We start from the raw sequence: 14,675 nt of genomic DNA, 5'->3' as shown, positions 1-14,675 counted from the left end.
TTTTTGACGCTTTTTCGAAAACTTATCAACGAAAACGATTGAATTTAAGAAGGTTCCTTTAATTTATTAAAAACATCGCTTTGAAACTAAACCACGTTTACTAATTTTACGCCAAATAACTAAAATGATGCCAAATAAGATAAGAAAAATAGGTGTTTTGACATCTGGAGGAGATTCTCCTGGGATGAATGCCGCCATACGTTCAGTAGTTAGAACTTGTGCATTTCATAATATTGGATGTATAGGGATTTATAGAGGATATCAAGGAATGATTGAGGGAGACTTCAAAGAGATGGGACCTCGAACAGTAAACAACATTATCAATAAAGGCGGTACTATTTTAAAGTCGGCTCGTTCTATGGAATTTAAAACTCCTGAAGGAAGAAAAAAGGCTTATGATAATTTAGTGAAAGCTGAGATTGACGCCTTTGTTGTTATTGGTGGAGATGGAAGTTTTACAGGAGCTTTGATATTTAATTCAGAGTTCAACTTTCCTGTAATTGGAATTCCAGGTACCATTGATAATGATATTTTTGGTACAAGTCATACACTAGGATATGATACTGCTTTAAATACAGTCGTTGAAGTAATTGATAAAATTCGTGATACGGCCAGTTCACATAACCGATTATTTTTAGTTGAGGTAATGGGGCGTGATGCAGGACATATTGCTTTAAATGCCGGTATTGGAGCTGGTGCCGAAGAAATTCTTATTCCTGAAGAAGACATGGGATTAGATCGTTTATTAGATTCGCTTAAGAAAAGTAAAGCTACAGGAAAATCATCAAGTATTGTGGTAATTGCAGAAGGAGATAAAATTGGGAAAAGCGTTTTCGAATTGAAAGATTATGTAGAATCCAATTTACCTGAATATGATGTTAGAGTATCTGTATTAGGACATATGCAAAGAGGAGGTTCTCCATCTTGTTTTGATAGAGTATTAGCTAGTAGATTAGGAGTTAAAGCCGTAGAGTCTTTATTAGAAGGTAAATCGAATTTGATGGCTGGTATTATTGCTGATAAGATTACATTGACTCCTTTAGAACAAGCTATCAAAGGACATTCAGAAATTGACAGAGAATTGTTGCGTGTTTCGGATATTGTATCAATCTAAAAGTAGTCTTTAAAAATTAAATTAAAAACACTAAATAAACTAAAATTAAATTAAAATGTCAAAAGTAAAATTAGGAATAAACGGTTTCGGAAGAATAGGACGAATTGTATTTAGAGAATCTTTCAACAGAGATAATGTTGAAGTAGTAGCAATCAATGATTTGTTAGAAGTAGACCACTTAGCATACCTTTTAAAATATGATTCAGTACACGGTCGTTTTAATGGGACTGTTGAAGTTAAAGAAGGTAAGTTATATGTAAATGGAAGACACATCCGTGTAACTGCTGAAAGAAATCCAGCGGATTTGAAATGGAATGAAGTAGGTGTGGATGTAGTTGCAGAATGTACAGGTTTCTTCACTACTGTTGAAACAGCAAGTGAACATATCAAAGGTGGTGCTAAAAAAGTAATTATTTCTGCTCCTTCAGCTGATGCTCCAATGTTTGTAATGGGAGTAAATCACGAAACTGCTAAAGCTTCTGATTTAGTTGTTTCTAATGCTTCTTGTACAACAAACTGTTTAGCTCCATTAGCTAAAGTAATTCACGATAATTTTGAAATCGTTGAAGGTTTAATGACTACAGTTCATGCGACTACTTCAACTCAAATGACTAATGACGGTCCTTCTAGAAAAGATTATAGAGGTGGTCGTTCTGCTTTAGTGAATATGATTCCGTCTTCTACAGGTGCTGCAAAAGCGGTAGGAGTTGTAATTCCTTCATTAAACGGAAAATTGACAGGTATGTCAATGCGTGTTCCTACTGTTGATGTTTCTGCAGTAGATTTAACAGTAAAATTAGCTAAAGAAACTTCGTATGCTGAAATTATGGCTGTTTTGAAAAAAGCTTCTGAAACTACAATGAAAGGAATTTTAGGATTTACTGAAGATGACGTTGTATCAAATGATTTTGTTTCAGATGCAAGAACTTCTATCATTGATGCAAAAGCTGGAATTGGTTTGAATTCTACTTTCTTCAAAATTATTTCTTGGTATGATAATGAATATGGATATTCAAGTAAATTAATTGATTTATCTGTTCATATCGCAGGCTTAAAATAATTTAAAGCTACTCATAATAAATCCCGTTATTTGTTTGTAACGGGATTTTTATTTCTTATTTTGAACTATATAATAGTTTTAATTTTATAGTTTTAGCAAAGATTTCCAAAACACAAAACAAAACCAAAAAAAAACAAAGAATGAAATTAATAGTTGATAGTGGTTCTACTAAAGCTGATTGGATTGCGATAGACGATAATGGCAAAGTATTGTTTACTACGCAAACTTTAGGTTTGAATCCTGAAATTCTTGATGAAGAACAAGTTGTTGAACGATTGAATGATCGTTTTGATATTTTACAAAATAAAAACAATGCAACTCATTTGTTCTTTTATGGAGCAGGTTGTGGAACAGATAGAATGAAATCTTTTCTTACACAGGTTTTTCAATCGTATTTTTCCAATGCAACTGTGGTAGTTGAAGAAGATACCTATGCAGCAGTATATGCAACTACTCCAAAAGGAGAGAGTGCCATTGTAAGTATTTTAGGGACAGGATCTAACTGTAGTTATTTTGACGGGAAACAATTACATCAAAAAGTACAATCTTTGGGGTACATTGTTATGGATGATTGTAGTGGTAATGTTTTTGGTAAAGAATTGATTAGAAAATATTATTTCAATAAAATGCCACAACATTTGGCATTGGAGTTTGAAAAAGAATACGATATGTCTCCAGATTATATCAAAAGTAAATTGTATAAAGAAGCTAATCCCAATGCCTATTTAGCAACCTTTGCTAAATTTTTAATTCAGCATAAAGAAGATCCTTTCTGTAAAAAAATTATTTATAAAGGGATGAAATCTTTTGTGAAAAATTATATCAGACAATACGATAATTATCAAGAAGTACCTGTTCATTTTGTGGGATCTATTGCGTTTTATTTGAAAGATGAATTAGAAACTACTTTTGAAAAATACCAGATTAAATTAGGAAATGTATTGCGAAGACCAATCGATGGATTGATAGCTTATCACGTTGCTAACAAATAAAAAAGTATATGGAAATTGCTGTAATTGCACACGATGGGAAAAAAAATGATTTAGTTCGTTTCTTAATTAAAAATAAATCCATTTTGCAGCAAGAAAGAATCAAATTGATAGCCACAGGAACTACTGGGGGTAAGGCTGAAGAAGCAGGTTTTGATGTAAAGCGAATGCTTTCCGGACCATTAGGAGGCGATGCGCAAATTGCTGGTAGAGTGGCAGAAGGTAAAACTCAAATGGTTTTCTTTTTCAAAGACCCCTTGTCAAGTCATCCACACGAAGCGGATATTAATATGCTAATACGTGTTTGTGATGTACATAATGTGCCATTGGCTACTAATGAGGCAACGGCACAATTATTACTCAACGCTATCGCACTGCAATCATAGAGATTTCTACATTTACATTTTTTGGCAAACAAGCCACTTGAACCGTTTCACGAGCTGGAGCGGTTTTTTCGTGAAAATAAGCTCCGTAAATAGAATTTATTGTGCCAAAATCATTCATGTTTGAAATGAATATAGTTGACTTTACTACATTTTCAAACGTCATCCCTGCTGCTTCTAAAACAGCTTTCATATTTTCCATTACTTGTTTGGTTTCTATCTCGATAGTGTCGAGAACTAATTCTCCATTTGCTGGATTAATAGCAATTTGTCCTGAGGTGTACAAGGTGTTTCCTGTTAGTACGGCTTGGTTGTAAGGGCCAATTGGAGCGGGTGCTTTTTCAGTAAAAATTATTTTCTTCATATATTAATTATCTAATTATAGTACTTCGTTTGTCCCATTTGATATCACTTAATACTCCAGACTTGATTCCAATAAAGAACCCCCAGTTGGCATACGTTCCAAAAGGTGACCAGTTAAAATCCATTCTCCAGCTTAATAAATCTCGTTCAAAACGGAGTTGGGTATAGGTAACTCCTTTTTGGACAAAATCATATCCAGTTGAGATTCCAGTTTTCCATTTTGGAGTTAAATCGGCATTGATAGAAATCATTATTGAATTACCAATTATTTTCTTTTCTCTATTGTTGTTCCCGTAAGTTAACGAATAGGCAAAAGTCATGTCCCAAGGTAATTTTGAATGAAAAAATTCCGATATAGTATCTTCTCCTTCTTCATCAGTATCATCAAATTGACTTACCTGATGGTTTCCTAGGTTAGGTCTTCCAAACAAATCATCTTCACGACCTCCGTTTCGTTGCGTTTGGGTATTGTCATTTTTCGATTTTGTTTTGTCAGAGCTAGAAAGAGCGTAATTTAAAGTCATATTAGCACTAGTCATTCGAAACAAACTCCCTCCATTATTGATATTGTAAATATTAATTCTTTTCCCAGAGTTATCAATAGCATAAGGGTCTAGAGTAGCCCCGAAATTAACATTCATTTTATTGTCAAAAAATTGTGTACCTCCACTAACGCGCACAGGAGACCAAGCTAAGGTTTTTATTCCGTCAGCATTCACATCGTAACTTGTTGAAAAGTTAAGATTGTTAAGGAGCATTACTTTTTTAGGTTCTGTTTTTGTACTATCACTATCGGTAACTTTAGCTTCAAAGGTATTGCTTAACTCAAATCCAAGGATATTCGAGTTGGTATTTCCTGGGGCACCAAAAATACCTCCTTCAAATCGAGAATATTCTTTTAACATAGTCCCGCTACCATCCATGGCGTAAGTATCGTAGTATTTAGCAAAACTTGGGGTATAACTATAACTTATGGAAGGTCTCATGACATGACGAATGGCTTGAATTTTTTTAGTTGATCCAAGATTAAAAGTTCCATAAATTGTTGTTCCAAGACTCGATGAAAAAGAATACGTTCTATAAGCATCAAAGCCTTTAATTTCAGTATCAACGACTTTTCCTAAAGAATTGTTATATTCCTTTTGTATGGTTTTGGTGTACCAAACTTCTTTGTAATTCAATGATGAAGAGGCACTAAAGTATTTGAATAGTTTGAAATTGGTACTCAAAGGAATGGTGTGTTGCAAGCCAACTTTGGCATTTTCAAACATTTTAGGTTTAAAAAATAAAGAGTCAGTAGTAGTAATACTGTTTCTAGCACTTAAATCATATTGTAAATTGATATTTTTGAAAAAACCTTTTTTGATACCATCTTTTTTGACAAAAGGATACATACGATCTACACTAAACTGTAGTGTAGGCAAGGTCATGTCAATTTGTTCTGTTTGTGTATTTTGCGAATGTGTTGCTGTTAAAGAAAGTCGTGCTTGTGGCCCCAAACTGCTAAATGTTTTACTGTATGATACAGAAGAGCTAAGAGTATTGTTTAAATTAGAACCAATATTAAGCTGATTAATCGAACGTTTAAAATATTTACTACTTCCCATGTTAACAGAAGCAGAAAAACTTGAGTTTGGATTGGCTTTACTATCTCTAGAGTGTGACCACTGTATATTATAGATCTTTTGTTTTGTATAGTCTGGATAGCCCCTTTCGCTCGTGACTAAATTTTCTAATCGAATATTTAGATTTCCTCGATAATTATATCGCTTAGCATAGTTTGATTCCAACCGCATTCCATAACTCCCGTTAGTATAATAATCTCCAAGCAGGGTCAAATCATAATGGTCGCTTAAAGCAAAATAATACCCTCCGTTTTGCAAAGAAAATCCCCTTGTGTTTGAGTCGTTATAACTTGGTAAAAGTATCCCTGAGATACTTTTTTCTTTTGACATCGGGAAAAAAGCAAAAGGCAAAGCAATAGGAGTTGGGACATTTGCAATTACCATATTAGTAACTCCAGTTACCACTTTTTTTCCAGGAACAAATTTTACTTTATTTGTTTGGAAATAATATTCGGGGTTATCAACATCCTTGGAAGTAGTAAATCGTGCTCCTTTTAAGAAATAAACAGAATCATTTTCTTTTTTGGTCAGAGCTGCTTTTATTTTGAATTCACCTTGATCCGATCTTGAATTCCAAATAATGGCTTTTTTAGTTTTAAAATTGAATCGAATAGAATCAGGTTCTACAACATTAGCACCTTGTTTAAAATTGGGGAGTTGAGTGTATTTTCCTGTAGAGTCTTTTATTCTTCCAGCATACACCTCATTCTTTTCATAATCTAAAAGAATGATTCCGGATTTTAATTCTACATCCTGATAGTACAATTCAGCTTTATCATACAATGTAATATGCTTTTTCTTCTGATCTATTTTAGTATAATTTTGCGCTTTGTATTTTACCTTACCTTCTAAAAATGCTTTTTTAGATTTTAGGGAGTCTTTTTTTATGGTGTCAGATTGTTTTTCGGTACTTTTTACAAGTGTTTCAGGACTGCTTTTAGGGGCCTTTTTAGGGGAAATTAAAGTAGCTTTTTTATTGATATCCTGAGAATACAAATTACCAGATCCAATTGTTAGGAAAAAGGATAATAAAACGATATTAAATAAGTTTGTACGCAAAGGTTTAAATGCTATTTTTGTAAAAATATGGTTTGTTTCTTGATGTGTCAAACTTACATATTATTTTTCGGCAAAAATAGTCAAATAAATAATTTAAAACCACAATCGGTTGCTTAAAATTAACATTCTAGATATATGTCTTTTAGTACTAAAATTAAAGTTTTAATTCCTTTCTTTTTCCTAGTGGTTTCATTAGAAACGTATTGTCAAAACACAAAATTCAAAGTTACTTTAGATGCGGGTCATGGTGCACATGATTTTGGAGCGGTTTATAGTGGACGCATCGAAAAAAATATAGCCCTGGCAGTTGTTTTGAAAGTAGGGAAAATACTCGAAAAAACAAAAAAAATTGATGTGGTTTATACTCGAGAAACGGATGTGTTTATTGACTTAATAGAACGGGCTAATATTGCCAATAGAGCAAAATCAGATATTTTTGTTTCTATTCATTGTAATGCTAATAAAAATACAGCAGCTGATGGTACAGAGACTTATGTTATGGGTTTGAGTAAATTAGCTTCAAATCTAGAAGTTGCGAAAAAGGAAAACTCTGTAATTACAAAGGAAAAAGATTATAAACAAAAATACGACGGATTTGATCCTAATTCGCCCGAGTCTCTTTTAGGATTGACATTAATGCAAGAAGAATTTTTAGATAATAGTATTATACTTGCAAGTAAAATTGAAGAACAGTTTGGAAAATTAGGCAAAAAATTACGTCATGGGGGAGTTAAACAAGAAAGATTTATGGTATTGCATAAAGCGTATATGCCCAGAGTACTTATTGAGATGGGGTTTATATCCAATCCGATTGAGGGAGATTTATTAAATTCTGATGAAGGTCAAGAGGAATTAGCGCAAGCAATAGCTAATGCTGTAATTGGATATAGAAATGAATTTTTTGGTGATACTCCATTGGAAATAAAAGAACTAAAACCATCAAGACGAATCGTGGCTAAACCCGTGGTTAAAGATACTTTAAGTCAGAATAATGTTTCAACAACTCCTGTGAATGCAACAGAAGTCAAAAAAGTAGAGCCCAAAAAAGAAACTTCTAACGCGGAAATCATATACAAAGTTCAAATAGGTGTTAGTCCTAAAAAGGTAGATCTAGAGCCTAAAAATTTTAAAGGTCTAGAACCTATAACAATAGATAGTAACAAAAAGTCATACATCTACATGTATGGAAGTACAACAAATTATGAAGAGGCTAAAGAGTTACTCAAAACAGCAAAGACCAAAGGATATGGTTCTGCTTTTTTAGTTGCTTTTAAAAATGGTGAAAAAGTAAGCATTCAGGAAGCATTGAAATTATAGCCATTGTCAATTATTTTATATTAATTTTGCAAAAAAAAATAGATTTTGAAACTATCAAGAGAAATTAAAACCGCGGTACTTGTAATCGCTTCCATTTTATTGTTTATTTGGGGTTACAGTTTTTTAAAAGGAAAAGAACTTTTTGCAAATTATAAAACATTTTATGTCGAGTATGAAAATGTAGAAGGATTGGCAAAGTCAGCACCTGTTACATTAAATGGTTTGACTATAGGAAAAGTTAATGACATTAAAATAGAAGAAACCACTGGAAAGTTAATAGTTGAGTTGCAAATTACAAGCGATTTTCCAATTTCGGCCACAAGTGCTGCAGTATTGTACGAACCTGGTTTGATAGGAGGAAAACAAATTGCTATTGAACCTGATTTTACTTCTAAAACTTTGGCTACTAATGGACAGCATTTAAAAGGTGGAGTGAAATTAAGTTTGAGTGCTTCTGTACAAGAAAAATTAGTTCCTTTACAAACAAAATTAGAATCTATATTGGACAATACAGATAAACTATTATCAGGAGTTAATGCTGTTTTGGATAAGAAATCTCAAGAAAATATAAAGAAATCATTAGTTGAATTAAGTAAAACAATGGAAGAGCTTCATGCAACTTCAACAAATGCAAGTGCTATTTTAAATGAGAACAAATCCGATTTCAAAGTGGTCATTGCTAACTTTAAGAAAGTGTCTGCTGATTTTGTAGCAATTTCTAACTCTTTAGATAAAGCAGGATTAGGTAACACGGTTGAAGGTTTGAATAAAACACTGGCAAAAGTAGATGGTTTGATGACAGATTTACAATCAGGTAAGGGATCGGTAGGCAAGTTGTTAAAAGATGAAGCGTTATACAATAATTTAAAAGCCACTACAAAAGAGATGGAATTGTTATTACAAGATCTTCGATTACATCCTACACGATATATTAATGTGTCTGTTTTTGGAAAAAAAAATAAACCATATATTTCACCTGTTCAAGATTCTGTTTCTGTAAAAGTTGATCAAACTTCGGTTTCTAAAGTTAAAAACTAGGCTTTATGAGTTATTTAGATAATATAGTATTTGCAATTGTTCTAAGTGTGGGTTTTGGTTATTTTTTTACTAATGTAAAAAAGATAATTAGAAACATTAATTTAGGAATTGATGTGAATCGTAAAGACAATCCAAAAGCACGTTGGAAAAACATGATTATGATTGCTTTGGGACAATCCAAAATGGTAAGGCGTCCTATCGCGGGTATTTTGCATATCATTGTCTATATTGGATTTATCATTATTAATATTGAATTACTTGAAATCATCATTGACGGTTTATTGGGTACGCATCGCATTTTCTCGTCTTTAGGTGTCGTTTATGATGTATTAATAGCTTCCTTTGAAATCTTAGCCATTCTTGTTATTGTGGCTGTTTTGGTGTTTTGGACAAGAAGAAACATCATCAAATTAAGACGTTTTGTTAGCCCAGATTTGGATGGTGCTCCTAAAAAAGATGCCAACTATATTTTGTATTTTGAACTGGTGTTGATGACCTTATTTTTATTGATGAATGCTTCTGATTTTCATTTGCAAAATATTCCAGGAGGTTATTCTCATTTCAGTAAAGCAGGTTTTTTTCCTATCAGTCAATTTATAGAACCACTATTTAATGGTATGTCCAATGAATTGGTAATGTTACTTTCAGAGTTATTTTGGTGGTTGCACATAATTGGGATTTTGGCATTTATGAATTACTTATATTTTTCAAAACACTTACATATTCTATTGGCTTTTCCTAATACTTATTTTGCTAATTTGAATCCTGAAGGGCAATTTGATAACCTAGCTTCAGTAACCAATGAAGTAAAGTTGATGTTAGATCCTAATGCAGATCCTTTTGCAGCAGCTCCAGAAGGAATAACTACTCCTGCTAAATTTGGAGCAAGTGATGTACAAGATTTGAATTGGGTTCAGTTACTAAATGCCTATACCTGCACAGAATGTGGACGTTGCACCTCTTCTTGTCCAGCTAATCAAACGGGGAAAAAATTATCTCCTCGCAAAATTATGATGGATACTAGAGATCGATTGGAAGAAGTTGGAAAAAATATAGATGCTAACAAAGGTGTTTTTGTTCCCGATAATAAATCGTTATTAAATGATTACATTAGTCCAGAAGAGCTTTGGGCTTGTACTTCTTGTAATGCTTGTGTTGAAGAATGTCCTGTAAATATTAGCCCGCTGTCTATAATTATGGATATGCGACGTTATTTGGTGATGGAACAAAGTGCGGCACCAATGTCTTTGAATACGATGATGACTAATATTGAAAACAATGGTGCGCCATGGCAATACAGTCAACAAGACCGATTGAACTGGAAAAACGAATAAATAGAGAATCCTACTTTCAAGTAGTGGGACTATTAATATAAAATCTAAATCATGTCAGAAAATTTAGTTGTGCCAACAATGGCCGAAATGTTAGCTCAAGGGAAACAACCCGAAGTCTTATTTTGGGTAGGTTGTGCAGGAAGTTTTGACGATAGAGCAAAAAAAATAACGAAAGCATTTGTTCGAATATTAAATCGTGCCAATGTGTCGTTTGCTGTTTTGGGAACAGAAGAAAGCTGTACAGGAGATCCCGCGAAAAGAGCAGGCAATGAATTCTTGTTTCAAATGCAAGCCATGATGAATATTGAGGTGTTAAATGCCTATAAAGCAAAGAAAATTGTTACAGCATGTCCGCATTGTTTCAATACTTTGAAAAATGAGTACCCAGAATTGGGTGGGCAATATGAAGTGGTTCATCATACTGAATTTTTGAAATCATTATTGAATGAAGGTCGTTTGACTATTGAAGGTGGACAATTTAAAGGGAAGAAAATTACATTTCACGATCCTTGTTATTTAGGTCGTGCTAATAAAGTGTATGAAGCTCCTAGAGAGTTAATTCAAAAATTAGATGTTGAATTGGTTGAAATGAAACGTTCTAAAGCCAATGGGTTGTGTTGTGGCGCAGGGGGGGCACAAATGTTTAAAGATGCCGAAGCGGGTACTAAAGAGATTAACATTGAAAGAACAGAAGACGCTCTAGAAACACATCCGGATATTATTGCAGCAGGATGTCCGTTTTGCAATACCATGTTAACGGATGGAATTAAGAATAAAGAAAAGGAAAGTGATGTAAAAGTGCTAGATATCGCTGAACTTATTGCTAATGCTCAAGATTTGTAAAACACTTACAATTAACCTTATACAATTATAACATGTACGTTCCTTTTGAAAGTTTACCAGAAGAGTCAAGAATTTGGATTTACCAATCCAATAGAAAATTCTCAGATGAAGAAATAACTGAAATAGAATCAGATTTACAAGCATTTCTTCAAAACTGGGCGGCACATGGAACTAGTTTGGAATCATCGTACCAATTAAAGTACAATCGTTTTATAATTATTGCAGTGAACCAAGAAGTTCAAAGTGCAACGGGTTGTTCTATTGATGCGTCTGTTGAATTTATTCAAAGTTTAGAAAAAAGATATAACGTTGATTTGTTAGATAAAATGAACGTAACATTTAAATTAGGTGAACATATTGCTCACAAACCGTTGATTGATTTTAAAAAAATGGTCAAAGACAAAGCGGTAACTGAAAGCACTATTGTTTTCAATAACCTGATTAATACCATTCAAGAATTTAATGAATCATGGGAAGTTCCTGCTGCCGATAGTTGGCATAGCCGTTTTTTTTAATAAACACTAATTAATGAAGCCTTTTTTTTTAAGAGCAGGATTATATTTATCACTTTTATTTTTGGGAGTCAATTGTGGTACTATCAAAGATAAGTTATTTAAACACAAGCAACAATCATCCAATATTGTACTTCAAAAACCTGAAATCTCAGATTTTGAAGAAGTTTATATTCCGCAACTAAAATCGGAAAGAAAAATTTTTTTTAAAGATTCAGAGACAGAAACTCGCTGGGTAGATAGTATCTATAACAAAATGAGTTTAGAAGAAAAAGTGGGACAATTATTTATGGTTGCCGCTTATTCTAATAGAGATACAGTTCATACCAACTCTATTGAAAAATTAATTCGTAATCAAAAAATAGGGGGCGTTATATTTTTTCAAGGAGGTCCTTTGCGTCAAGCCAATTTAACTAACCGTTATCAATCCAAATCTAAAATTCCCATGTTTATTGGAATTGATGCCGAATGGGGATTGAGTATGCGATTGGATTCTACATATCGTTATCCTTGGAACATGACCCTAGGGGCAATCAAAGATTTGAAACTGATTGAGAAGGTAGGCGAATTGATGGGTAAAGAAAGTAAGCGAATGGGAGTTCACTTTAATTTTGCTCCCGTTTTAGACATCAATACCAATCCGAAAAATCCGATTATTGGCAATCGTTCTTTTGGGGAAAACAAGGTGAATGTGACGGAAAAAGCTATTGCTTTGATGAATGGGGTGCAAAAACAAGGTGTGTTTTCAACAGGAAAACATTTTCCAGGGCATGGAGATACAGCTACTGATTCTCATTTGGGATTGCCAATGGTTACTTCTTCTCGAGAGCACTTGGATGTTGTAGAATTATATCCGTATAAACGAATGTTTGACCAAGGTTTGGTCTCTGTAATGGTAGGGCATTTGGATGTTCCAAGTTTAGAATTTCGTCAAAATTTTCCTTCTTCTATTTCGTATAATGTAGTGACTAATTTACTGCAAAAAGAATTGGAATTTGACGGCTTGATTTTTACTGATGCTTTGAATATGAAAGGGATTAGTAAATATAGAAAACCAGGTGAGCTAGAATTGGATGCACTATTAGCAGGAAATGATATTTTATTATTTCCAGAGAATGTTCCTTTAGCTGTTGCAACTATTTCTAAAGCATATCAAGATAATGTTTTGTCTGAAGAACGTTTGTCAGTATCGGTTAAAAAGATTTTAAAATACAAGTATAAGGCGGGTTTGAATAAGTACAAGCCAATCATTGTTTCTAATTTAATGAATGATATTAATCCTCCAGAAAACGATGCTTTGCAATACCAATTATACGAGAATGCGATTACAGTTTTAAAGAATGAAGCTGAAATTTTACCCATTAAGGATTTGGTAAATAATAAAATTGCGTATGTGAAATTAGGAGATGATGATAATAGCGCTTTTGTTTCTACTCTAAAAAAATATACCGAAGTTACGGAGGTTACCGCTCCTACAATTGATAGCCTTAATGTAAAATTGAAAGAGTTTACCACGGTTATTGTTGGGTATCATAAATTAGATAAACCATGGAAAAATAATGATTTTACGGCTACTGAATTAATTTGGCTTCAAGAGATTGCTAGGAGTAATAAGGTTATTTTAGATGTTTTTGCTAAACCGTATACTCTTGCAACTTTAATAAATTTCAACGAAATTGAAGGGTTAATTGTATCGTATCAAAATAATCCAATAGCACAAAAGGTAAGCGCAGAAATTATTTTTGGGGCTCTAGATGCTAAAGGAAAATTACCAGTTTCTATAAACGATAATTTCAAAGTAAATGATGGGCTTTCGACAGAGAAATTGAATAGGTTAGGTTTTACAGCACCAGAAAATGTAGGAATGAGTTCTGAAAAGTTAAACAAAATTGATGGTTTAGCGCAGAAGGCAATTGAAGAAAAAATGACGCCAGGAGTCCAAGTTTTGGTAGCACGAAAAGGTAAAGTAATTTATCAAAAGGCATTTGGTACATATGCGTACGATTCTGAACAGAAGGTAACTAATGAAACTATTTTTGATGTGGCTTCAGTAAGTAAAATTGTTGGAACATTACCTAATGTGATGCAGCAGTACGACCAACAAAAAGTTACATTAGAAACTACTTTAGGTGTCATGTTACCTATTTTTGCTACTTCAGATAAGAGAGACATTCGGTTTAAAGAACTATTGTCACATTATGCAGGATTAGTTTCTTGGGTTCCGTTTTACAAAGCTACTTTAGATGCAAAAGAAAAACCTTTAGCAAAATATTATAAAAGAATTCCAGATGCTCAATTTTCTAGAAAGGTTGCTGATAGTTTATATATTCGTAATGATTATCATGACACCATTATGAAAATTATTATTGACAGTAAATTATCAGTCAAAAAAGAGTATAAGTACAGTGATTTTACCTTCATTATACTTGGTAATTATTTAGAAAAAATAACTGGAAAAACATTAGATGTTTTAGCTTCTGAACAATTTTTCAAACCCATAGGCGCAACAAACACTTTTTATAATCCGTTACAAAAAATCGACAAAAACCGAATAGCGCCAACCGAAATAGATTCGTATTTCCGTCACCAAAAAATTCAAGGGTATGTCCATGATATGGCAGCTGCTATAGAGGGAGGAGTTGCAGGACACGCAGGTGTTTTTTCAAATGCTATGGATATTGCTAAAATAATGCAAATGTATTTGCAAAAAGGCAATTATGGGAATCAGCACTATTTTTCGGCCAAGACTTTTGATGATTTTAATACCTGTTATTTTTGTTCAGAAGGGAATCGAAGAGGTTTAGGTTTTGACAAACCCCAACTCAGTGGGGATAGTCCAACTTGTGGTTGTGTTTCAAAATCTAGTTTTGGACATACAGGTTTTACAGGAATTATGACTTGGGCTGACCCAGTTACTGAAATTGTATATGTGTTTATATCGAATAGAACGTATCCAACAAATCCTTTAAATACGCTTTCAAAAGAGCATATTCGAGAAGACATTCAAAAAGTCATTTCAGAGGCAATAATAAATTAAA

Annotated in this window: 12 protein-coding genes; 10 read left to right on the top strand and 2 right to left on the bottom strand. The window is 33.1% G+C overall.

The annotated features are described in order from the left end of the window. Positions 1–127: 127 nt before the first annotated feature. The 4 genes from pfkA (at position 128) to MG292_RS09675 (ending at position 3,549) form a co-directional block, all read left to right on the top strand. Positions 128–1,114: a 6-phosphofructokinase gene (gene pfkA / locus MG292_RS09690; protein ID WP_264534589.1), complete on the top strand. Its 987-nt coding sequence runs from the start codon at positions 128–130 to the stop codon at positions 1,112–1,114. Positions 1,115–1,169: 55 nt separating this feature from the next. Beyond that, positions 1,170–2,174 (top strand): type I glyceraldehyde-3-phosphate dehydrogenase, encoded by a 1,005-nt coding sequence (gene gap / locus MG292_RS09685; RefSeq protein ID WP_264532932.1) that lies wholly within the window; start codon positions 1,170–1,172, stop codon positions 2,172–2,174. 140 nt (positions 2,175–2,314) lie between these two features. Then, complete coding sequence (locus MG292_RS09680; RefSeq protein ID WP_264532933.1) at positions 2,315–3,166, top strand: N-acetylglucosamine kinase; 852 nt, start codon at positions 2,315–2,317, stop codon at positions 3,164–3,166. An 8-nt stretch (positions 3,167–3,174) separates the two neighbouring features. Then, positions 3,175–3,549, top strand: coding sequence for a methylglyoxal synthase (locus tag MG292_RS09675; RefSeq protein WP_264532934.1), 375 nt, complete (start codon positions 3,175–3,177; stop codon positions 3,547–3,549). On the opposite strand, the gene MG292_RS09670 is transcribed toward MG292_RS09675, so the two are convergent. After that, positions 3,530–3,910 carry a RidA family protein gene (locus MG292_RS09670; RefSeq protein ID WP_264532935.1) on the bottom strand — a complete coding sequence of 127 codons (381 nt, stop codon included), beginning with the start codon at positions 3,908–3,910 and terminating at the stop codon, positions 3,530–3,532. The genes MG292_RS09675 and MG292_RS09670 overlap by 20 nt on opposite strands. 7 nt (positions 3,911–3,917) lie before the next feature. Then, positions 3,918–6,644 (bottom strand): putative LPS assembly protein LptD, encoded by a 2,727-nt coding sequence (locus MG292_RS09665; RefSeq protein ID WP_264532936.1) that lies wholly within the window; start codon positions 6,642–6,644, stop codon positions 3,918–3,920. Between the two features lie 84 nt (positions 6,645–6,728). On the opposite strand from MG292_RS09665, the gene MG292_RS09660 reads away from it, so the two are divergent. Genes MG292_RS09660 through MG292_RS09635 form a run of 6 tightly spaced genes read left to right on the top strand, consistent with a single transcriptional unit; the run spans position 6,729 to position 14,674 of the window. Beyond that, a complete protein-coding gene (locus MG292_RS09660; RefSeq protein ID WP_264532937.1) occupies positions 6,729–7,910 on the top strand; it encodes an N-acetylmuramoyl-L-alanine amidase family protein in 1,182 nt (393 codons plus the stop codon). Between the two features lie 45 nt (positions 7,911–7,955). Then, on the top strand, positions 7,956–8,948 hold the full coding sequence (locus tag MG292_RS09655; RefSeq protein WP_264532938.1) for an MlaD family protein: 993 nt from the start codon (positions 7,956–7,958) through the stop codon (positions 8,946–8,948). Positions 8,949–8,953: 5 nt separating this feature from the next. Beyond that, positions 8,954–10,282, top strand: coding sequence for a 4Fe-4S dicluster domain-containing protein (locus MG292_RS09650; protein ID WP_264532939.1), 1,329 nt, complete (start codon positions 8,954–8,956; stop codon positions 10,280–10,282). A gap of 51 nt (positions 10,283–10,333) precedes the next feature. Then, positions 10,334–11,125 carry a (Fe-S)-binding protein gene (locus tag MG292_RS09645; RefSeq protein ID WP_264532940.1) on the top strand — a complete coding sequence of 264 codons (792 nt, stop codon included), beginning with the start codon at positions 10,334–10,336 and terminating at the stop codon, positions 11,123–11,125. A 32-nt stretch (positions 11,126–11,157) separates the two neighbouring features. Beyond that, a complete protein-coding gene (locus tag MG292_RS09640; protein ID WP_264532941.1) occupies positions 11,158–11,640 on the top strand; it encodes an ABC transporter ATPase in 483 nt (160 codons plus the stop codon). Between the two features lie 13 nt (positions 11,641–11,653). Next, positions 11,654–14,674 carry a serine hydrolase domain-containing protein gene (locus MG292_RS09635; RefSeq protein ID WP_264532942.1) on the top strand — a complete coding sequence of 1,007 codons (3,021 nt, stop codon included), beginning with the start codon at positions 11,654–11,656 and terminating at the stop codon, positions 14,672–14,674. The last annotated feature ends 1 nt before the right edge of the window (position 14,675 follow it).

It is taken from the genome of Flavobacterium keumense (assembly GCF_029866485.1).
GTDB lineage: Bacteria > Bacteroidota > Bacteroidia > Flavobacteriales > Flavobacteriaceae > Flavobacterium > Flavobacterium keumense.
This window is presented reverse-complemented; position numbering and strand designations above follow the sequence as displayed.

Bases quoted from the DNA above. Each gene is read 5' to 3' on its own strand.
- MG292_RS09635 (WP_264532942.1), top strand. From the start codon at position 11,654: ATGAAGCCTTTTTTTTTAAGAGCAGGATTATATTTATCACTTTTATTT.
- MG292_RS09640 (WP_264532941.1), top strand. From the start codon at position 11,158: ATGTACGTTCCTTTTGAAAGTTTACCAGAAGAGTCAAGAATTTGGATT.
- MG292_RS09645 (WP_264532940.1), top strand. From the start codon at position 10,334: ATGTCAGAAAATTTAGTTGTGCCAACAATGGCCGAAATGTTAGCTCAA.
- MG292_RS09670 (WP_264532935.1), bottom strand. From the start codon at position 3,910: ATGAAGAAAATAATTTTTACTGAAAAAGCACCCGCTCCAATTGGCCCT.
- MG292_RS09680 (WP_264532933.1), top strand. From the start codon at position 2,315: ATGAAATTAATAGTTGATAGTGGTTCTACTAAAGCTGATTGGATTGCG.
- gap (WP_264532932.1), top strand. From the start codon at position 1,170: ATGTCAAAAGTAAAATTAGGAATAAACGGTTTCGGAAGAATAGGACGA.
- pfkA (WP_264534589.1), top strand. From the start codon at position 128: ATGCCAAATAAGATAAGAAAAATAGGTGTTTTGACATCTGGAGGAGAT.
- MG292_RS09660 (WP_264532937.1), top strand. From the start codon at position 6,729: ATGTCTTTTAGTACTAAAATTAAAGTTTTAATTCCTTTCTTTTTCCTA.
- MG292_RS09675 (WP_264532934.1), top strand. From the start codon at position 3,175: ATGGAAATTGCTGTAATTGCACACGATGGGAAAAAAAATGATTTAGTT.
- MG292_RS09650 (WP_264532939.1), top strand. From the start codon at position 8,954: ATGAGTTATTTAGATAATATAGTATTTGCAATTGTTCTAAGTGTGGGT.